This window comes from Streptomyces sp. NPDC002467 (assembly GCF_042889825.1).
In the GTDB taxonomy this organism is placed as follows: Bacteria; Actinomycetota; Actinomycetes; order Streptomycetales; family Streptomycetaceae; genus Streptomyces.
Genome location: NZ_JBIARJ010000008.1, coordinates 160,613 through 180,211, shown reverse-complemented (window position 1 = coordinate 180,211; position 19,599 = coordinate 160,613). Strand labels below are relative to the sequence as shown.

Sequence of the window (19,599 nt, the reverse complement as noted above, 5' to 3'; positions counted from 1 at the left end):
AGGCGTAGCCGAGGGGGCGGGTTTCGCCGTTGACGAAGAGGAGGGTGGGCAGGACGGTGTCGAGGGTGCCCGCGCCGGAGGGGATCAGGCCTTCGTGTAGGTCGGCGAGTTCGGGCGGTGCGGTGAGCCAGTACCGGTCGGTCTCGGTGAAGACGTCGTGGATCAGTGCCTGTGCGTCGGCGTTGGTGGCGGTGAGTTCGGGGATGGTGTGGCCGCCGGTGGTGCCGGCTTTGCGGACCTCGACGAGGATCTGCTTCTTGGTGGAGTAGACGGCGTCCCATACGGCGCCGCCGGCTTCCTTCAGTGCCGCGATGTCTTCTTCGCGGATGCGGCCGACGGGGGCTGCGGGCATGGGTTCGGTGAGGGTGCCGTATTTGATGCCGAGGTGTTGGAGGCCGGAGCAGAAGACGGTTCCGTCGGGTGCGTCGCGGCGGTCGGCGATCTTTTCGGAGGCGTGGAGGTGGAGCAGGGAGGGGATCGGCACGTGGTGGTAGAGGTGCTGACCGGCGACCAGGGCGTGGCCCTGGAGGCTCTGGTAGGGCAGTGAGTCCCAGAGGGCGTCGGCCAGTTCGGGGTTACGACCGTCGAGTTCGGCGGTGACGGTGATACCGAGGTCGGGCCAGACGATCTCGATGTGTCGAGCAGTGGACATGGATATCTCGGTCACGGCATTTCCCTTCAATATCGAGGTGTTCCGTCGCAATTACTTCTCGGTCGACGCGAAGTGGTCCCGCATGGCGTCGGTCTGCTTCGACATCATTGCGACGATCGCCTCGACGACCGCGGGGTCCGCGTCGTCGGCGATCGTCAGCTCGCGGGTCCAGTCGAAGAAGCAGCGGTTCGGGTCGTTGGTGATCGGCCGGATGCGGATCGTGGCGACGTACTGGTCGACACCCATCGTCGGGGCGACGGCGCGGTAGGTCTGCGAACGCTCCACCTCGTTGCGCCCGGCGATCTCCTGCTGGACGAGACCGTCGTTGAAGACCAGCGTGAAGTCGTAACGCGCCGGCACCCGCTCGACCTCGCCGCCCTCGGCCCAGCCCACGTCCTTCGCGTTGGGACCGGACACGATCGACACCACCTTCAGGGCGTCGCGGACGACGGCCCAGACGGCGTCCGGAGTGGCGTCGATGACGGTCGAGTCGTACATCGTGTGCTTGTTGGCGATACCCATGGGAACTCCAGTTCGGTTCGGAAGGGGAGGGGTGGTCGGCGAAGACGAGTGCCGCGTGGGACCTATTGGTTCACCAGTTCGACTGACTGTTCCCGCTCGGCGGGGTGTTGTTGGCGGAGGTGGTCGGTGGCGTCCCAGGGGAAGAGGTGGAGGTTCCAGGCGCCGAGGAGGTTGATGTAGAGGGCGAGTTGGCGGGTGACGGCGAGGTAGTCGTCGCGGTCGAGGTGGTCGAGGACGTCGAGGAAGCGTTGGGTGTATGCCCAGAGTTTTTCGAGTCCGCAGTAGCCGAGGAATTCCGCGGGGACGCCGACGAGGAGGCGGGTCATCTGGCGGAGGGATTCGATGGGCATGTCGGCGACGGCTGCGCGGATGAGTCCGCCGTAGGAGGCGTAGCCGAGGGGGCGGGTTTCGCCGTTGACGAAGAGGAGGGTGGGCAGGACGGTGTCGAGGGTGCCCGCGCCGGAGGGGATCAGGCCTTCGTGGAGGTCGGCGAGTTCGGGCGGTGCGGTGAGCCAGTACCGGTCGGTCTCGGTGAAGACGTCGTGGATCAGTGCCTGTGCGTCGGCGTTGGTGGCGGTGAGTTCGGGGATGGTGTGGCCGCCGGTGGTGCCGGCTTTGCGGACCTCGACGAGGATCTGCTTCTTGGTGGAGTAGACGGCGTCCCATACGGCGCCGCCGGCTTCCTTCAGTGCCGCGATGTCTTCTTCGCGGATGCGGCCGACGGGGGCTGCGGGCATGGGTTCGGTGAGGGCGCCGTATTTGATGCCGAGGTGTTGGAGGCCGGAGCAGAAGACGGTTCCGTCGGGTGCGTCGCGGCGGTCGGCGATCTTTTCGGAGGCGTGGAGGTGGAGCAGGGAGGGGATCGGCACGTGGTGGTAGAGGTGCTGACCGGCGACCAGGGCGTGGCCCTGGAGGCTCTGGTAGGGCAGTGAGTCCCAGAGGGCGTCGGCCAGTTCGGGGTTACGACCGTCGAGTTCGGCGGTGACGGTGATACCGAGGTCGGGCCAGACGATCTCGATGTTCCGCGTGGCTAACTTCTTGCTCATGACTGTCCCCTTCGTTCGAAGAACGCCAGGGGGGATCCAATGGTCCGGCCGGAAAACCGGCAGCACGCAGAAGCCCCACGAAACGTGGTGGCCGGACGTGCGGACACAACAAGCGCAATCCCCCGTGCTGTTGACGCTTGCACCAGGAGTACACAGGGGCCCCAGTGGAGTCAGCTAGCGGCCGAAGACATGAAAACTCCCCTGGCTGAGAACCGCTCTTCGTAGATTTCTACGGGAACCGTTCGGCTGGTGGCGCCGCCCATGGTGAATACTCCAGTCGGGTTCCTCCCCGATCGGGACGTGATGCGGAACGGCCTTCTCACAGTGTCGAATTGAGCGACAGTCAGGGAAATCCACCGCCCGTCCGTCGGAACCGGAACGCGGGCGCGTGCGCGGTCCGCGGCGCGCTCCGAGGGCGGCGCGAAGCCCGGAACGGTACCCACCGGTAAGCCCCGGACGTACCCGGCGTGCCGGGCGTTGGCGGAAACCATGGGGTCGGCCGCCCACCCGCGGACGGTCAGGGGCGGATGATCCGCACCTGGAAGTTGCCGTTGCGCAGTTCGCCGACCACCGAGATGCTGATGCCCGCCTTGTCGTCGGTGAAGGTCTCGCCCGGGCGGAACGGCGCGTCGGAGAGCTCCGAGTGCACGTTGGGCCGCCGGGTGCAGCCGCCGCTCGAACCCGAGCTGTCCGAGACCGTCACCGGTCCGTGCCCGGTGTCCACGTCGGAGTCCACCTTGTATATGAGGACGCCCGGCTTGCAGACGGCCTCGTCGTTCCCGGCCTGGGTGCGCACCTCCACCGCGTACCCGACGCTCTCCGAGATCGGGACGAAGGCCAGCTTCGTACCGCCCTCCACCGCCAGTGGCGACAGGATGTGGTCGCTGGTGCCCGACTTCGCGGCGCAGCTGATCTGCGAGCTGTCCAGCCAGCCCAGCTTCCACTTGTGCCAGCCCAGCAGGTCGTTGTTGGCGCCCCAGTCCTCGCTCATGATGTCCCAGTGCCCGACCGTGCCCCCGCCGTCGGAGGTGTAGAGGTCGGGCAGCCCGAAGACGTGCCCGTTCTCGTGGGGGAGCACCCGGTAGCCGGTCTCCCGGTAGGTGCCGGAGCCGTCGTCCTGCCGGCTGTAGACGAAGGACGTGTTGGCCAGCGGCACCCCGTCGGCGGTCGGCGCCTCGCCGTTGCCCGAGAAGGTCACCGACAGGACGGTGTCCAGGGCGGACGGGCCGGCGTTCGGCGTCACGAGGATGTTGATCAGGTCGTACCGGGTGAAGTCCACCTCGGGGTCGGCGGCCTTGGCTATGTGCTCGACGAGCTGCCGGTAGCCGGGCTCGTACGCGGATCCGCGCTCGATCCCGTACGAGGCGAAGGGCATCGGCATCCGCAGCCAGTTCTTTATCGGCGCCTCGGCCCGGTAGGTGAGCCGTCCGTAGGAGCTGGTGCGGAACCAGTCCGAGGTCTGCGGGAAGAACTCCGCGAGCCGGTCCGTGGCCGCCCCCTCGCCCTTGGCGTCGGGGAAGTCGATCATCAGGTTCAGCGCGCGGACCTCGCCGGTCGAGCGGGAGTACCCCGGTGGGGTCGGCAGGCCCTCGGACATCTGCACGCCCATCGTGCCGGCGATCCGGCACGGCGCGAGGGCCGACTCGGCGCTGGTGGCGACCGGCCCGGCCGCGGAGTGGCCGCGGCTGGACATGCCCGCGCTCGCAGTCGCCGTGACACCGAGGGCCAGCGCGGTGAGGCCGATGTAGGCCCTGGTGAGGCGTGGCCTGCGTATCCGGTGGCGCGTCTGCGGCATTGGAGATCGCCTTCGGCTCCGCGGCAGCCGGCCCTGCCCGGTCTGCGCTCTGTGCGATCACCCTCTGACGGGCGTGGCGCGCCCGCGCGTCGGGAGAGGCCAAACGGTGACGGGCCCCGAAGTGTCGTGTGGCCCGGCTCACACTCAGGGGTGAAATAACCGGGGAGCCGATCCCCGTTTCAACGTGAGTCCCACGAAGTGGGGACCGGCTCCCCGTTTGGGAGGGGCCGTACGGATCGCAGCGCCAGGGAGGCCCCGGAATGAAGCGCCACAGCACCACGAAGACAGCCGAGGCCTCCGGGGCGGCGAGCGGGGGAACGTCGGTGGCCGAGCATCCCGAGCATCCCGAGCCGACCGCACCGGCCGCGTCCGGCGCACCGGCACCCGCCGCTCGTGCCGTCCCGCGGCCGCGGGCCGACGCGGTGCGGAACCGGGAGCGGATCCTCACGGCGGCCCGCGAGATGTTCGTCGAGTTCGGCTGCAACGCCCCCTTCGACGAGGTCGCCCGCCGGGCGGGCGTCGGCAACGCCACCCTCTACCGGCACTTCCCGGACCGCCCGACCCTGATCCACCAGGTCGTGCTCTTCGTCATGGGCCGGGTCACCACCTCCGCCGAGGCCTCCCTCGCGGAGGAGCCAGACGCCTTCGCGGCCCTGTGCCGCTTCACGCACTCCGCCGCGGACGAGCGGATCGGCGCCCTGTGCCCGATGCTCGCCGAGGGCTTCGACCGCGACCACCCCGAACTCCTCGACGCGCGCGCCTCCCTGGAGGCCGCCGTCGAAACCCTGCTGACCGCCGGTCAGGAGGCGGGTCTGATCCGCACGGACATCGGCGTCGGCGACCTGATGGTCGCCCTGTCCCAGCTCAGCCGCCCCCTCCCCGGTACCGACTGCATCGAAATCGACCGCTTCACCCACCGTCACATCCAGCTCTTCCTCGACGGGTTGCGGGCTCCGGCCCACTCCGTGCTGCCCGGTTCGGCGGCCACGCTCGAGGACCTGAGGCGGAAAACCATGTGACGCGCAGTTCAGTCGCAAATATCGTCTTTCAGTAATTTTCCCGCCGTACATCCCATACGTCATTCATTCCGCACCGCGAAGTGGGTACCCCCATGTCGAAAACAGCCGCGACACCCCCGCAGGCTGCCGCTGATCCCAGTCGCTGGAAGGCGCTCGTCTTCATAGCCCTGGCCCAGCTGATGGTCGTCCTCGACGCGACCATCGTGAACATCGCCCTCCCCTCGGCCCAGACCGACCTCGGCATCTCCGACGGAAACCGCCAGTGGGTCATCACGGCGTACGCGCTGGCCTTTGGCGGTCTGCTCCTCTTCGGCGGCCGCATCGCCGACAAGTGGGGCCGCAGGAACGCCTTCGTCGTCGGCCTCATCGGCTTCGCCCTGGCCTCCGCCCTCGGTGGCGCGGCCAACGGCCAGGCCATGATGCTGGGTGCCCGTGCCCTCCAGGGCGCCTTCGGCGCGCTGCTCGCGCCGGCCGCCCTCTCGCTGCTGGCCGTCATGTTCACCGACGCCAAGGAGCGGGCCAAGGCCTTCGGCATCTACGGTGCGATCGCGGGCGGCGGCGGCGCCGTCGGCCTGATCCTCGGCGGTTTCCTCACCGAGTACCTCAACTGGCGCTGGACCTTCTTCGTCAACATCCCGTTCGCGATCATCGCGGCCGTGGGCGCCTGGCTGGTCATCCGTGAGCCCGCGGGCAGCCGCAACCGCGCGCCCCTCGACATCCCCGGCGTGATCCTCTCCACGCTCGGTCTCGTCGCGCTGGTCTACGGCTTCACCCGTGCCGAGTCCGCCGGCTGGTCGGACGCGGTCACCGTCTCCATGTTCATCGCCTCGGCGGCGCTCCTCGCCTCCTTCGTCTTCGTCGAGTCCAAGGTGAAGTCCCCGCTGCTGCCGCTGCGCGTCCTGCTGGAGCGCAACCGCGGCGGTGTCTACCTCTCGCTCGGCTTGGCCGTCATCGCGATGTTCGGCCTGTTCCTCTTCCTCACCTACTACCTCCAGGTCGTGAAGGGCTTCTCGCCCGTCAAGACCGGCTTCGCCTTCCTGCCGATGATCGCGGGCATGATCACGGGCTCCACCCAGATCGGCGCCCGCCTGATGACCCGGGTCGCGCCGCGGCTGCTGATGGGCCCGGGCTTCCTGCTCGCCGCCACCGGCATGCTGCTGCTGACGCAGCTGGAGGTCGGCTCCTCGTACCCGGCGCTGATCCTGCCGGCGCAGCTGCTGCTCGGCCTCGGCATGGGTACGGCGTTCATGCCCGCCATGTCGCTGGCCACGCACGGGGTGAACCCGGCCGACGCCGGTGTCGCCTCCGCCATGGTCAACACCTCGCAGCAGGTCGGCGGCGCCATCGGCACCGCGCTGCTGAACACCATCGCCGCCTCGGCGACCACCGCGTACCTGACGGACCACGCGGCCGAGGCCGCGGCGGGCGGCGCGGCGGCCAAGCTCGTACAGGCGCAGGCCATGGTCGAGGGCTACTCCTCCGCCATCTGGTGGGCCGTCGGCATCCTGGTCGCCAGCTCCACCATCGCCCTGACGCTGATCAACACGGGCCGCCCGGGCGCGGGCGGCGTGGTGGCCGCCGGTTCGGCCGAGGACGCCGAGGTCAAGGTTCCGGTGATCGCCCACTGACGGGGCGGTGCCCGTCCGGGAATGACTCGGAATGACTGACCACCCCGCTTGGTTCAAATTTGAACCAAGCGGGGTTAGTCTTTTCAGGTGGCCCCGTACGACCCCGCAGGGCCCGGCCCCGCACCCCGACGGAGGAGCCCCTCATGACCCCCACGGCCACACCCCCGCAGGGGACCCGCATGCCGGCGCTCTACCTCAGCCACGGGGCGCCGCCGCTCGCCGACGACCCGGTCTGGCCGGGCGAACTGGCCGCCTGGTCCGCCGGCCTGCCCCGCCCCCGGGCGATCCTGATGGTCTCCGCCCACTGGGAGGAGGCGCCCCTCGCCCTCGGCGCGACCGAGACGATCCCGCTCGTGTACGACTTCTGGGGCTTCCCCGAGCACTACTACCAGGTCCGCTACGAAGCTCCGGGCGCCCCGCAGCTCGCCGCCGAGGTCCGGGGGCTCCTCCGGGCCCCCGGCACCCCCGTCCAGGACATCCCGGACCGCGGGCTCGACCACGGCGCGTACGTCCCCCTCGTGGAGATGTTCCCGGAGGCCGACATACCGGTGCTCCAGATATCCATGCCGACCCTCGACCCGCGCCGCCTGATGGACATCGGCCGCAAGCTCGCACCCCTGCGCGACGAGGGCGTCCTGATCGTCGGCAGCGGCTTCTTCACCCACAACCTGGCGGCCCTGCGCCACGCGGGCACGCCCGCCTGGTCCGCGGAGTTCGACGCCTGGGGCCACGAGGCCCTCGCCGCGGGCGACCTGGACTCACTGCTCGACTTCGAGGCCAAGTCCCCCTCGGGCCGCCTGGCCCACCCCCGCACCGAACACTTCGCCCCCCTCTTCGTCACCCTCGGCGCAGCCGAAGCCACGGGCGACCTCACCGCCCGCCGCGACCCGGTGACGGGCTTCTGGATGGGCCTCTCGAAGCGCTCCCTCCAGTTCGGCTAGGGAGTTCGAGGTCTGGGTGACACCTCGATGAACCGTTCTTAGGGGCTGAGCGGTAGTGGGTCCTGTTGCCAGGACCGCTCTCCGCCAGCCGCACGCCCCGGACGGTGTTGGGCGTGCTGGTTGCCCGCTTTCTGTCCGTGTCCGGGCTGCGCGCATCGTGTGCGTGGTCCGGGAACGCGGTGTCGGGCTTCCTCACGTCCTCGGGTGTCCGGTGCGGCCTGGACGGTCCGATGCCCACGACGATCGCTCTGGTGTTCGAATGCTCCAGACCGTCCGAGCAGCGGTTCTTCAGATCCCGCCCGGCAAGTGCACCCAGGTGCGCGCCCACCAGCCGCAGCACCCTCTCATCGTCACCGGTCAGGCCCTTGAGGCGGTCACGTATTGACACACCACGAGGGCCGGGTGCAACGAACGGCGCGGCTAACGCCGCCCGCTCCTTGGATTTCATACCCGCGACCGTAGCCACGTTGACCCCAAACGCGCGATCACCCACAAGAGCGACCTGACGCATGGAGTATCAGCCCTTGGGCGCCCCGCACCCTCACCCGGAAGGGTGGTGGCCCAGGCGACGCCGGTTTGGGGCGGAATGGGCTGCTTGTGGCGTATCCGGCGATTCGATTGCCGGTCCAGGCAACCAGAAGCCGGTGAGGGCCGTCTTCAGGGTGGGAGTGCGGCCATCGGTGGCGCTGTTCCGGGGTCGAGGCGGCCGTGTCGGATGTGACGGCGGTCTCACGGACGTAGTGGTTGTACACGTCCGTGAGGGGTGCCGGATCGGCCTCCGTCCCCGGCCTGACCTGCACCTCCTCGGCGTCCTGCGGAATCCGCTTCCCTCTCGTGGCGGGGCAGGATACTGCAAGATCTCGAAAAAGAGGGCGCAACGTGGGAATTCTGTCCTGATTCCAGTCGTTGTTTCCTTCGGAAGCGGGCACTCGGGAGAGTGTCCGAAGGGCGTCCCACCGCACCACGGTGGCCGTCCCGCAGCCGCACCGCGACCGAACTCATCGCAAGGGAGCACGCATGGCAACCCGCGCCGTCGCCCGTCGCCAGTCCACGAGCAGCGCACGCGCTGCGGGCGGGGAGATCGCAGACCGCGACCTGGTCGGCATGTACCTGGACGAGATCGCGCGCACCCCGCTGCTCGACGCCGCCAAGGAAGTGGAGCTCTCGCAGATCATCGAGGCGGGCGTGTACGCCCAGCAGATCCTCGACGGCGAGATCGAGCGGGAGGGCGACGTGCCCGCCCGCGAGGAGCTGGAGGCGCTGGCCGCCGAAGGCGAGCGCGCCAAGGAAGTCTTCATCCGCTCCAACCTCCGCCTCGTCGTCGCCGTGGCCCGCCGCTACCCGCGCAGCGGTCTCCCGCTCCTCGACCTCATCCAGGAGGGCAACGCCGGCCTGGTCCGCGCGGTCGAGAAGTTCGACTACACCAAGGGCTTCAAGTTCTCCACGTACGCCACGTGGTGGATCCGCCAGGCGATCACCCGCTCCATCGCGGACCAGTCCCGCACCATCCGCCTCCCCGTGCACCTGGTCGAGGAGCTCGGTCGGATCCGCCGCGTCCAGCGCGAGTTCAACCGCGAGCACGGCCGGGACCCGGAGCACGCCGAGATCGCCGCCGAGCTGGACTCGACGGAGAAGCGCGTGGGCGACGTCCTGGACTGGGCGCGCGACCCGGTCAGCCTGAACATGTCGGTCGACGACCAGGGCGAGACGCAGTTCGGCGACCTCCTGGAGGACACCGCCGCGATCTCCCCCGAGCAGTCCGTGCTCTCGCTGCTGCGCAGCGAGGAGCTGGAGGACCTGCTCGGCAAGCTCGACCAGCGCACCGCGTCGATCATCAAGATGCGGTACGGCATCGAGGACGGTCGGGAGCGGACCCTGACGGAGGTCGGCAAGCAGCACGGCCTGACCCGCGAGCGGATCCGCCAGATCGAGAAGCACGCGCTGCTGGAGCTGAAGCGGATGGCGCGGGACACGGGCTTCGACGCGGTGGCCTGACGCGGCCGGCCCACCCCCCTGAACGAGCCCCGGTGCCTATCCCCCCCAGGCGCCGGGGCTCCCCTGTGCCGGGGCCCCTGGGGCTCCCCCCCAGACCCCGCGCCTCAATCGCCGGCGAGGCCGATGTGCCTCCGGCGGCGCCTCAAACGCCGGCGGGGCTGGATTCGGCCGCTGCCGTCCGCCACGCGCGGTCGTTTGCCGCGCAGCGGCGAGTCATGGTGGGCGCACCTACGATCCGGCAGCAGCCGAAATCCAGCCCCGCCGGCGTTTGAGGCGCGGGGTACGGGGCGGAGCCCCGGATCTTTGACCCGCGCCGGCTCACTCGGCCGAGCCCGACAGCCGCGCCCCCAAGGCCGCCGCCGCAACGCGCAGCTCCGCCGGTTCCCGGACAGTGAAGGGGAGGCCCGTCAGGGCCAGTCTCGCCGCCATCCACTCCGGCGCGTCCCCCGTCTCGAAGCGGACCACCGTCTCCGGCCGCCCCCCGCCCGGCAGGGCGAAGGCCCGGAGCCACGGCGGCAGCTGCTCCGTGCCCGCCGCGAAGGCGGCCTCCACCTCGTACGTCCCCCCGCCCCGCAGCCCGCGCCGTACGAACTCCTCCGCGTCCATCGGCAGCTCCCGCGGAGCGAACCGCGCACCCGTCGCGAACGGCTCCCGCACCCGGTCCACCCGGAACGTCCGCCAGTCCTCGCGTTCCATGTCGTACGCCACCAGGTACCACCGACTGCCCGTGCTGACGAGCCGGTACGGCTCGACCAGCCGCCGCGACTCCGCCCCGTCCGCCGCCCGGTACGCGAACCGCAGCCGCTCCGGCCCCGCCACCGCCGAGGCCATCGTCGTCAGCGTCCGCGGGTCCACGCTCGCCCCGTCCCCCCGCGTCAGCGCGGTCGTCGCGGACTGCAGCGCGCCCACCCGGTGCCGCAGCCGCGACGGCAGCACCTGCTCCAGCTTGGCCAGGGCGCGTACGGAGGCCTCCTCGATCCCGTCGACCGCGTGCCCGGCCCCCGCCCGCAGCCCCACCGCGATCGCCACCGCCTCCTCGTCGTCGAGGAGCAGCGGCGGCATCGCGGCCCCGGCCACCAGCCGGTAGCCGCCCTCCGCGCCCAGCGTGGCCTCCACCGGGTATCCCAGCTCCCGCAGCCGTTCGATGTCCCGCCTGATGGTCCGCGCGCTGACCCGCAACCGCTGCGCCAGTTCGCTCCCCGGCCATTCGCGCGGGGTCTGGAGGAGGGACAGCAGGGAGAGCAGCCGTGCCGGTGTGTCGGTCATGGCACCAGGTTGCCGGCGAAAGAGGACACGCCCTGACCTACATCCCGTCTAGGTTTCTCCTCATGAGCACCGAGACGTCCAAGAAATCGCCCGAGAGACCGAACGGGCCCGCACGAGAAGAGCGGAGCGAGGCAACAACACCCGCAACCACGCAGGCGGACCGTCGCCGCTGGCTGGCACTGGCCATCGTGATGACCGCGACCTTCATGGACCTGGTCGACGTCACGATCGTCAACATAGCCATCCCCAGCATGCGCGAGAACCTCGGCGCGTCCACCAGCGCGATCCAGTGGATCACCGCCGGCTACGCCCTCGCCTTCGCCGCCGGTCTGATCACCGGCGGCCGTCTCGGTGACATCTACGGTCGCAAGCGCCTCTTCCTCATCGGTGTCGCGGGATTCACCGCCGCCTCGCTGCTCTGCGGCATCGCGGCCAACCCGGGCATGCTCGTCGCCTCCCGCCTGCTCCAGGGCGGGATGGCGGCCATGATGGTCCCGCAGGTCCTGGCGATCATCCACGTCACCTTCCCGCCGCACGAGCGCGGCAAGGTCTTCGGCATGTTCGGCGCGATCGTGGGCCTCGGCGCCGTCTCGGGCCCGATGCTCGGCGCGCTGCTCAGCGAGTGGAACATCGCCGGCCTCGAATGGCGGCCGATCTTCCTGATCAACCTGCCGGTCGGCATCGCGGCCGTGATCCTGGGCCGCATGTTCATCAGCGAGTCCAAGGCCCCCAAGGCCCTGCGCCTCGACCTCGGCGGCGTCGTCCTCGCGACCCTCGCCCTGGTCATGCTGATCTTCCCGCTCACCCAGGGCCGCGAGAACGGCTGGCCGCTGTGGGGATTCGTCTGCATGATCGCGTCGCCGTTCGTCTTCGCCGCGTTCATCGCCTACGAGAAGTACAAGATCAAGAAGGACGGGTCCCCGCTCGTCGAGCTCTCCCTCTTCAAGGTCAAGAGCTTCGCCGGCGGCATCGCCGTCCAGCTGACCTTCGGCATCGCGACCGGCATCTTCTTCCTGGTCTGGACGCTGTACATGCAGCTGGGCCTCGGCTGGACCGCCCTGCACGCCGGCCTCACCGGCATCCCCTTCTCCCTCTCCGTCTCGGCCGCCGCGGGCATCTCCGTCGGGAAGCTCGTGCCCCGCTTCGGCCGCAAGGTGCTCCAGGCCGGCGCGCTGACCATGGCCGCGGGCCTGCTCCTCTACATCTGGGAGTCCTCCTACTACGGCATGGAGATCGCCTCCTGGCAGATGGCGGCCCCGCTGGTCCTCATGGGCATCGGCATGGGCCTGATCGTGGCGCCGCTCAATGACACGACGCTGTCCGAGGTGCCGCGCGAGCACGCCGGCTCCGCCTCCGGCCTGATCAACACCACCGGCCAGATGGGCAACGCCCTGGGCCTGGCCCTGACCTCGGTCGTCTTCTTCGGACAGATCGAGGACGACATGGTCTTCGGCCCGCAGTACGTCGACGCCTTCCGCGGCGCGCTGTGGTCGATCGCGGCGGTGCTGGTCGTGATCTGCGCGGTGATGTTCCTGCTGCCGCGCAAGCCGATCCCGATGGAGCAGCGCGAGGGCGGCTCCGAGTACACCGCCCCCGCCGAACCCGAAGCCGAGAAGACCCCCACCCCGGTCGCCTAGCGAAACCCGCCCCGGCTCACGGACGCGCCCGCCCCCACCGGCGGGCGTGTCCGTTTCTCTTTGTTGGCGTCCGAAACCGGACGTATGGTGGACGGGTCCACGCATTCGGGCACGGAACGGACGTAAACCCACATGTACGCGCCGGAGCGCCAGCAGGAGACCCTCCGCCTCGCCCGCGAGGCCGGCCGCGTCGACGTGCTCTCCCTCGCCGACCGCTTCCAGGTGACCGCCGAGACCGTACGCCGCGACCTCAAGGCCCTCGACCGCGCCGGCCTGGTCCGCCGGGTGCACGGCGGCGCCATCCCGGCCGGCCGCCTCGACTTCGAACCGGACCTCACCGAGCGAGAAGCCACCGCCGCGGACGAGAAGGACCGCATCGCGGCCGCCGCCCTCGCCGAACTCCCCGGCGGCGGCAGCGTCGTCCTCGACGCGGGCAGCACCATCGCCCGCCTCGCCGCCGTCATCCCCGTCGAGACGGCGCTCACCGTGGTCACCCACGCGCTGCCCGTCGCCGCCCGCCTCGCCGACCACACCGGAATCGACCTCCACCTCGTCGGCGGCCGGGTCCGCCACCGCACCCGCGCCGCCGTCGACGCCTGGGCGTTGCGCGCGTACGCCGAGATCCGCGCCGACGTCCTCTTTCTCGCGACGAACGGCTTCGCGGCCCAGGGCGGCCTGACCACCCCCGACCTCGCCGAGGCCGCCGTCAAGCGCGCCGCGATCGCCGCCGCCCGCCGGGTCGTCCTGCTCGCCGACTCCGCCAAGGCCGGACAGGAGCACTTCGCGCGCTTCGGCTCGTTCGCGGACATAGACCTGCTCATCACGGACACGGGGCTCGCCCCCACCCACAAGGCGGCGATCGAGGCCGCCGGTACGGAAGTCGTGCTCGTATGATCCTCACCGTCACGCCCAACCCCTCCCTGGACCGGACGTACGAGGTCCCCTCGCTCGTCCGCGGCGCGGTCGTGCGCGCCACCGGCGACCGGGTCGACCCCGGGGGCAAGGGCGTCAACGTCTCCCGCGCGGTGGCCGCCGCGGGCCACCGCACGACGGCGGTCCTCCCGCTCGGCGGAGCCCCGGGCGCCCTGATCGCCGAACTCCTCGGCGCGCAGGGCGTGGACGTCACCGCGGTCACCATCTCCGGCCAGACCCGCTCGAACATCGCCCTCGTCGAACCCGACGGCACCCTCACCAAGATCAACGCGGCCGGCCCGGAGCTCACCCCGACGGAGTCCGCCCTCCTCCTCGGCACCGTCCACGGCTGCTCCGGCGGCGCGCGGTGGATCGCCTGCTGCGGCAGCCTCCCGCGCGGCCTCGAACCCCGCTGGTACGCAGACCTCGTCGCCCGCGCCCACGAGGGCGGCGCCCGCGTGGCCCTGGACACCTCCGGCCCGGCGCTGCTCGCGGGGCTCCCGGCCCGCCCCGACGTCGTCAAGCCGAACACCGCCGAACTGGCCGCGGCGGTCGGCCGCCCGCTGTCCACGCTGGGCGAGGTGCTCGACGCGGCGCGGGAGCTCCGCTCGCTGGGCGCGGGCGCCGTGCTCGCCTCACTGGGCGCCGACGGCCAGCTCCTCGTCGAGGAGGACGGCGTCCACTACGGCACCGCGCGGGTCCCCGCGGACCGGGTCCGCAGCAACGTCGGCGCGGGCGACGCCGCCCTGGCCGGATTCCTCGTCGCGGGAGGCGCCGGCCCGACCGCGCTCGCCTCGGCCCTGTCCCACGGCGCGGCCGCGGTCCGGCTCCCCGGCAGTGCCATGCCGACCCCGGCGGACCTGGACCCCGAAGCGGTCCGCACCACCCAGGACCCGCCCCTGGAGCTCCGCCTGTCCGAACCCGCGACGCCCTGACCCGAAGCGGGTACCGCCCGGGCCCGGCCCGGTACGTGCGCTCCGCGCCCGTACCGGCGGCGGAGTCAGCGCACCCGGGAGCGGTGCTCCATCGCTCCGCGCGCCGCCACCTCGCTGTCGTACACCTCGCACATGTGCCGCCCGTCCGGCGTGGCCGTGTGCTCGACCTCCCAGAGGCTGAACTCCGTACCGTCCAGCAGCACGAAGGCGTGCTCGTACAGGCTGAAGCCCGCCTCCCGCCCGTCCGGGCGGCACTGCCGGGCGCTGCCGAACGCCTGCGTGATGTGGTGCGCGTACGCCGACCGCAGCAGCGCCGCCACCTCCTCGCCGGGCCGGTCCGGGTTCTCCGCGCGGCGCAGGACCCGCCGGGCGTGGTCGGCGGACTGCTCCACCGCGTACTCCCGGTGTCGCTGCGCGGGGGCGGAGGCCGCGAACAGCGCGGTCAGCACGGCGACGTCGGTCTCCGGCTCCTCGTCGCCCGGCAGCAGTTCCGGATCCGACGCGGCGTCCGCCGCGTCCGCGCCGAACAGCCGGGCCACGGCCAGGCGGCTCTCCGCCTTGCTCGCGAAGACCTCGTGCCGGACGGTGCGGTCGCCCTCGCCGCGCCGGTACGTCAGCTCCCACAGGGAGACCGAACCGCCGTCCGTCAGCAGGTAGGTGTGCCGGTGGGTCTCCCGCCACAGCCCCGTCGCCGGGCTGTGGTGGGTGGTGTGGAGCGAAGAGCTGTGGGCGAGCGCCGTGCCGAGGCGTTCGACCAACCCGTCGGGCAGGTCGAAGGAGTTGAGGGTGCGGCCCAGGAGGCGGTCGAGGTGCGCCTCGGTTGTCTCGTACGGATCGCTCAAGGTGGGTCTCCAGGCCGTCGCAGCTAGTCACTTCGCGGAAGCTCAACGTAGCCCCTGGCTCTGACACAACGTCCGGGGTTCGGTAAAACGTCCGGGAACCATCAGTGGTTCCCACCACACCTTCAGGTCAACTTCCGTACGGATGCGCATGGTTCGGCCCGCTCTGTGACGGAGCGCGGGACTATGGGCCGCATGGCAACGAATACAGTGGACGTCCCGCGCCAACAAGGACGGCCCGGAAGTCGACACGAGAGCGGGCCCGAAGGCGCGGTGCCCGCTTCGAAGGGCCTGGCCTGGCTGCTGGTCCTGACCGGGGCGGCCGGACTCCTCGCCTCCTGGGTGATCACCCTCGACAAGTTCCTCCTGCTGGAGGACCCGGACTTCAAGCCGGCGTGCAGTCTCAATCCGGTGGTCTCCTGCGGCAGCGTGATGCAGAGCGAGCAGGCGCACGCGTTCGGCTTCCCCAATCCCATGCTCGGGCTGGTTTCGTACGGTGTCGTGGTGTGCGTGGCCGCGGGCGTACTGGCCGGTGCCCGCTACCGCGGCTGGTTCTGGCTCGGCCTGCACGCGGGCACGGTCTTCGGCGTCGGGTTCTGCACCTGGCTGATGATCCAGTCGCTGTACGAGATCAACGCGCTCTGTCTGTGGTGCTGCCTGGCCTGGGTGGCGACCCTGCTGATGTTCTGGGCGGTCACCGCGCACAACGTCCGTACGGGCGTGCTCCCCGCCCCCGGCCCGGTCCGCGGTTTCTTCGCGGAGTTCGCCTGGGCCCCGCCCGCCCTGCACATCGGGGTGATCGGGATGCTCGTCCTCACCCGGTGGTGGGACTTCTGGACCGGGTGACGCCACCCCGTACGGCCGAACGCGCGAGGGCCCCGGCAGCTGGACGCTGCCGGGGCCCTCGTCGCTCGACGCGGGGGCTGGGATCAGCTGCCGACGGAGCCGTTGCCCGAGAGGACCGGGATGTTGTCCAGGATGTGCGAGAGCGGCTCGTCGCCCTTGGCCTGGGTGGAGTTCTCGGTGCACTGCTGGTTCTGCGGGTTGGACAGGACGTTGATGTCCTGGACACCGACGTTGGCGAGGACGGCGACCAGGGACTGGGCGTTGACCTTCGCCGGCAGGCCGATGCAGGGCTTGTTCAGGGTGCCCTGGACGAGGCCGAGCTGCGGGCTCTGGTCGCCGTGGGTCTTCTGGTTGCCGTAGACCTGCGTGGCACCGTTGCCGTTGACGGTGTTGATGCCGTTGTCGTTGCCGATGGCCATGGCCGGGGCGGCGGCAGCGGCGCCCGCGCCGACCGCAACGGCGGAGACCGCGGCGGCGGTCATGAACTTCTTGAACATCTTGATCCTTTAGTCGCACGAGTGCCCGCTGATGGAGCGCCCTGGTCAACTGCCCCACCAGGGGGTTGGTTCCGGTGCTTCACTCAAACGGCCCGCGTGCCGCGGGGTTTTCCCCGGAGGGGGTGAGCCTTCTGCGGACGCGTGCGCGAAGCCCGTACGCACCCCTCAGCCGTTCATGATCCGGTTGCGCTCCGTGCGAGGTGTTCGCACGGTGAGTAAGGAAGCGGACCGCTCTGGTCCGCTTGTATGCCACCACCAGAAGGAACACCCATGCACCGCACCAAGCCGTCCCGCGCCCGCATGCTCGTCCCGTCGGCCCTCGCCGTCGTCATACTGACCGGCGCGGCCGCCCCCGCGGGCGCCGCGGACGGTCAGGGCGCCGCCGAGATCGCCAGGCGATCGGCGGCCGTCCAGCGGCAGATCGAGGAAGTCGAGGAACAGGTGGCCGCGGCCGGCCCGATCGACGACCTGCTCTCCGGCCTCTCCAAGACCATCGGGGACCTCCTCAACTCGCTGGGCGGCCTGCTCGGCGTGAAGCTGCCGCCGATCGAGCTGCCGAAGCTCCCGGAGATCAAGCTTCCCGAGATCAAGCTCCCGGAGGTCAAACTCCCCGAGCTGCCGGTGGAAGTCCCGAAGTTGCCGGTGGAGCTCCCGCCGGTCGACACGGTGGTGCCGGAGCTGCCGGCGACGCCGCTCAAGCCTCCGGCGGAGTTGGTGCCGGAGCTGCCCGACATCCCGGACGTCCCGGATCTCCCGGACGTGCGGGGCGCGGGGAAGGCCGCCTGGAGCCCGTCGCACGACTACGACAATTGAGCTGAACAGGTTTGATTCGGCCGGAGGCCGTGTCGTCCGGGAAGCTGGACCGTTTCGCTCGATGTGAGCCCCGGTTCGGGGCAGAACATCGAACAGAAGGTGCACTTCCCATGAACTCTGCCAAGAAGGCCGCCCTGGTCCTGGCCACCGCTGGTCTCGCTGCGGCCGGTGCCGCCGGCTCCGCTATGGCCGACTCGTCGGCCGAAGGCGCGGCCGTGGGTTCCCCCGGTGTCCTGTCCGGCAACCTGGGCCAGGTCCCGGTCCACGTTCCGGTCAACGTCTGCGGCAACTCCGTCAACGTCATCGGCGCGCTGAACCCCGCGTTCGGCAACGTCTGCGTCAACGACTGACGTCTGCGGAACGACTGCCAGACAGCTCAACCGACTGTGGGCGCCCCGGCCTTGCCGGTGGCGCCCACGGTCTTGTCCGGGCGGCTCAGCCCCGGCCGCCGTTGAGCTTGACGCCACCGAGCATCGGGGTCGTCCGGGTGGCGCCGTTGGCGAGCCCGAGGACGGTGCCGGGTACGTCGTTGCGGACCTTGTTGACCTTCTGCGCCGTGCCCACGACCTTGTTGACGGCGTCGCCCTGCTCGGCCAGCGCGTTGCCGGCGGTCTGCGGGAGCGCCTCGCTGACCGGGTTGACGGCGTTCAGCACCTCCGTCGCCCCGCCGGTCAGGCTCATCGGGGGCATCGACGCGGCCGGGGCGTCGGCGGCGAAGGCGGGGGCGGAGGCGCCGAGGGCGGCTACGGAGCCGACGACCACAGCGGCGACCTTCGAGAGCTTCATTGTCGAAATCCTCTTCTTTTCGTGGACAGAGGTGTCAGCGGCGACCGTCGCACCGCTTTCTCCATGGGTAACGATCGCCTGCCCGTACGGAAACGCCGAGGGGGCGCGTGCACAGTGCGGACATGACAGCGGCCGGAGAATCCGATGGGGATTCTCCGGCCGGTATTTCTTCCGATTGTCCGTAGTCCCGGTATTACCGGTACTACCGGGACGGTCGATCAGGCGACGCGTGACCGCCGGTACAGAATGGCGCCGCCCAGGATCAGTGCCGACGCGAGGGCCGCCGCGGCGGCGGGCTGGCCCGCTCCGGTCTCGGCCAGCACGGGCGCGGTCACCCGCGCCGGTACGGGTGCGGGCGCCGGTGCGGGCGCCGGCGCGGGGACGTGCGGGGCCGGGGCCGTGGCGGGGGTCGGGGGCAGGTGGACCGGGGTGTCGCCGGCGGGGGCGGCCGGGGGCTGGTCGGCCGGGCGCTCCACGGGCTGGCTGCCGTGCGGCGGCCGCGGCGCGGGGCCCTCCTCCATGCCGGGCGTGGGGGCGGGGACCTGCGGTGCGGGGGCGGGGAGCGGCTGGGGAGCCTCCTCCACCGGTGCCGGTACGGGCGCTGGGGCGGGCAGCGGCGCGGGCGCCTGCTCCACGGGCGGCTGGGGCACCGGGACCGGCGCCGGTACGGGGAGTTCCCCGACGGGCGCGGGGGCCGGGATCGGCGCCGGCACCGGGGCGGGGAGCGGCTTGGGGGCCTCGTCCACCGGGGCCGGCGGCGGCAGTTCCTCCACGGGGTGCGGCAGAGGCTGCGGCTTCGGGGGAGCGGGGGGAGCCGGGTGGGGTACGGGGGCCGGGTGCTCCGCCTCGGGGCGGGGGTGGTCGTCGCACTCCTCCTCGCCCTGCGGCCGGTCGGAGTCGCCGTAGCCGCCCTGACCGTGCTGGGGCTGGTGGCGCGGCGGCTGCTGCTGCTCGTCGGCGTGGCCGTGTCCGCCCTGGTCGTGGCGGGGCTCGTGGCGGGGCTGCTGCTCGTCGGAGTGGCCGTATCCGCCCCGGTCGCCCGGGGATTCGTGGCGCTGCTCCGGTACGCGGTGGCGGGCCTCGCGCTCGTCGAGGTAGCGCTCCAGGGCCTCGGCGTTCTGGGGGCTCAGGTAGCGCGAGTAGTCGTGGTCGTCCTCGGCGTGGGAGCCGGTCGTGGTGGCGCACGTGTTGCCGAACGCGGGGTTGAGTCCCGCCCCGGCGTCCACGCTGTTGCCGCACACGTTCGGCGCGAAGGTGATCGGTACCGAGACGCTGTTGCCGGCCAGCACACCCGGCGAATGAGAGGCCTCGGCCGTGGCTCCGGGGTGTGCGTAGGCCGCACCGGTCGCGATCGACAGCAGACTCGACGCGGCTGCGGCCGTGAGCATCCCCTTGCCCAGTACCTGTCGGCTCAGTACCTGTCGCATGGGTCCTTCCCTGTCTACCGGCGGTGGCGCCGGTGCTGAATCG

General features: G+C 71.0%; 19 protein-coding genes and 2 pseudogenes. 10 read left to right on the top strand and 11 right to left on the bottom strand.

Annotation, left to right across the window (positions count from 1 at the left end; genetic code table 11):
* The 4 genes from ACFYYJ_RS18790 to ACFYYJ_RS18775 form a co-directional block, all read right to left on the bottom strand.
* The coding region (locus ACFYYJ_RS18790; RefSeq protein ID WP_389133755.1) for a hypothetical protein at nt 1-667 on the bottom strand (667 nt) is incomplete at its 3' end.
* A 36-nt stretch (nt 668-703) separates the two neighbouring features.
* Complete coding sequence (locus ACFYYJ_RS18785; RefSeq protein ID WP_385130450.1) at nt 704-1,174, bottom strand: SRPBCC family protein; 471 nt, start codon at nt 1,172-1,174, stop codon at nt 704-706.
* A gap of 62 nt (nt 1,175-1,236) precedes the next feature.
* Nucleotides 1,237-2,220, bottom strand: coding sequence for a hypothetical protein (locus ACFYYJ_RS18780; RefSeq protein WP_389133752.1), 984 nt, complete (start codon nt 2,218-2,220; stop codon nt 1,237-1,239).
* A 517-nt stretch (nt 2,221-2,737) separates the two neighbouring features.
* A complete protein-coding gene (locus ACFYYJ_RS18775; RefSeq protein ID WP_385130444.1) occupies nt 2,738-4,015 on the bottom strand; it encodes a M6 family metalloprotease domain-containing protein in 1,278 nt (425 codons plus the stop codon).
* A gap of 260 nt (nt 4,016-4,275) precedes the next feature.
* On the opposite strand from ACFYYJ_RS18775, the gene ACFYYJ_RS18770 reads away from it, so the two are divergent.
* From ACFYYJ_RS18770 to ACFYYJ_RS18760, 3 genes are all read left to right on the top strand, one after another.
* Nucleotides 4,276-5,034 carry a TetR/AcrR family transcriptional regulator gene (locus ACFYYJ_RS18770; RefSeq protein ID WP_389133749.1) on the top strand — a complete coding sequence of 253 codons (759 nt, stop codon included), beginning with the start codon at nt 4,276-4,278 and terminating at the stop codon, nt 5,032-5,034.
* 92 nt (nt 5,035-5,126) lie between these two features.
* A complete protein-coding gene (locus ACFYYJ_RS18765) occupies nt 5,127-6,662 on the top strand; it encodes an MFS transporter (protein ID WP_389133747.1) in 1,536 nt (511 codons plus the stop codon).
* A gap of 143 nt (nt 6,663-6,805) precedes the next feature.
* Entirely contained in the window at nt 6,806-7,603 is a 798-nt protein-coding gene (locus ACFYYJ_RS18760) for a dioxygenase (protein ID WP_385365584.1), read from the top strand.
* A 256-nt stretch (nt 7,604-7,859) separates the two neighbouring features.
* Here the strand turns inward: ACFYYJ_RS18760 and ACFYYJ_RS18755 are convergent.
* Together ACFYYJ_RS18755 and ACFYYJ_RS18750 are read right to left on the bottom strand one after the other, a co-directional pair.
* Nucleotides 7,860-8,051 (bottom strand): annotated as a pseudogene (locus ACFYYJ_RS18755) (hypothetical protein); the annotation flags it as partial.
* Between the two features lie 121 nt (nt 8,052-8,172).
* Nucleotides 8,173-8,424, bottom strand: a pseudogene (locus tag ACFYYJ_RS18750) (GNAT family N-acetyltransferase); the annotation flags it as partial.
* A 196-nt stretch (nt 8,425-8,620) separates the two neighbouring features.
* Between ACFYYJ_RS18750 and ACFYYJ_RS18745 the strand changes: the two are divergent.
* Entirely contained in the window at nt 8,621-9,598 is a 978-nt protein-coding gene (locus tag ACFYYJ_RS18745; protein WP_385130432.1) for an RNA polymerase sigma factor RpoD/SigA, read from the top strand.
* Nucleotides 9,599-9,916: 318 nt separating this feature from the next.
* Here the strand turns inward: ACFYYJ_RS18745 and ACFYYJ_RS18740 are convergent, their stop codons facing one another.
* The gene (locus ACFYYJ_RS18740) at nt 9,917-10,864 is read right to left on the bottom strand and encodes a helix-turn-helix transcriptional regulator (protein WP_385366079.1); all 948 of its coding nucleotides are present in this window, start codon (nt 10,862-10,864) and stop codon (nt 9,917-9,919) included.
* Between the two features lie 62 nt (nt 10,865-10,926).
* On the opposite strand from ACFYYJ_RS18740, the gene ACFYYJ_RS18735 reads away from it, so the two are divergent.
* From ACFYYJ_RS18735 to pfkB, 3 genes are all read left to right on the top strand, one after another.
* Nucleotides 10,927-12,501, top strand: coding sequence for an MFS transporter (locus ACFYYJ_RS18735; RefSeq protein ID WP_385130426.1), 1,575 nt, complete (start codon nt 10,927-10,929; stop codon nt 12,499-12,501).
* 132 nt (nt 12,502-12,633) lie between these two features.
* Entirely contained in the window at nt 12,634-13,395 is a 762-nt protein-coding gene (locus ACFYYJ_RS18730; RefSeq protein ID WP_385366078.1) for a DeoR/GlpR family DNA-binding transcription regulator, read from the top strand.
* Nucleotides 13,392-14,348 (top strand): 1-phosphofructokinase, encoded by a 957-nt coding sequence (gene pfkB / locus ACFYYJ_RS18725; protein ID WP_389133744.1) that lies wholly within the window; start codon nt 13,392-13,394, stop codon nt 14,346-14,348. Before ACFYYJ_RS18730 ends, pfkB begins: the two co-directional genes overlap by 4 nt.
* Before the next feature lie 65 nt (nt 14,349-14,413).
* Here pfkB and ACFYYJ_RS18720 read toward each other — a convergent pair whose 3' ends face one another.
* A complete protein-coding gene (locus ACFYYJ_RS18720) occupies nt 14,414-15,190 on the bottom strand; it encodes a DUF6227 family protein (RefSeq protein ID WP_389133742.1) in 777 nt (258 codons plus the stop codon).
* 183 nt (nt 15,191-15,373) lie between these two features.
* On the opposite strand from ACFYYJ_RS18720, the gene ACFYYJ_RS18715 reads away from it, so the two are divergent.
* On the top strand, nt 15,374-16,033 hold the full coding sequence (locus ACFYYJ_RS18715; protein ID WP_385130415.1) for a vitamin K epoxide reductase family protein: 660 nt from the start codon (nt 15,374-15,376) through the stop codon (nt 16,031-16,033).
* Between the two features lie 83 nt (nt 16,034-16,116).
* On the opposite strand, the gene ACFYYJ_RS18710 is transcribed toward ACFYYJ_RS18715, so the two are convergent.
* Complete coding sequence (locus ACFYYJ_RS18710; protein ID WP_384757399.1) at nt 16,117-16,530, bottom strand: rodlin; 414 nt, start codon at nt 16,528-16,530, stop codon at nt 16,117-16,119.
* 270 nt (nt 16,531-16,800) lie between these two features.
* On the opposite strand from ACFYYJ_RS18710, the gene ACFYYJ_RS18705 reads away from it, so the two are divergent.
* Nucleotides 16,801-17,343, top strand: coding sequence for a hypothetical protein (locus ACFYYJ_RS18705; protein ID WP_389133739.1), 543 nt, complete (start codon nt 16,801-16,803; stop codon nt 17,341-17,343).
* A 110-nt stretch (nt 17,344-17,453) separates the two neighbouring features.
* Nucleotides 17,454-17,693 carry a chaplin gene (locus ACFYYJ_RS18700; protein ID WP_384595498.1) on the top strand — a complete coding sequence of 80 codons (240 nt, stop codon included), beginning with the start codon at nt 17,454-17,456 and terminating at the stop codon, nt 17,691-17,693.
* An 85-nt stretch (nt 17,694-17,778) separates the two neighbouring features.
* Here the strand turns inward: ACFYYJ_RS18700 and ACFYYJ_RS18695 are convergent, their stop codons facing one another.
* Together ACFYYJ_RS18695 and ACFYYJ_RS18690 are read right to left on the bottom strand one after the other, a co-directional pair.
* Nucleotides 17,779-18,129, bottom strand: coding sequence for a hypothetical protein (locus tag ACFYYJ_RS18695; RefSeq protein WP_385130408.1), 351 nt, complete (start codon nt 18,127-18,129; stop codon nt 17,779-17,781).
* Between the two features lie 218 nt (nt 18,130-18,347).
* Nucleotides 18,348-19,556: a chaplin gene (locus tag ACFYYJ_RS18690; protein WP_389133736.1), complete on the bottom strand. Its 1,209-nt coding sequence runs from the start codon at nt 19,554-19,556 to the stop codon at nt 18,348-18,350.
* Between the last annotated feature and the right edge of the window lie 43 nt (nt 19,557-19,599).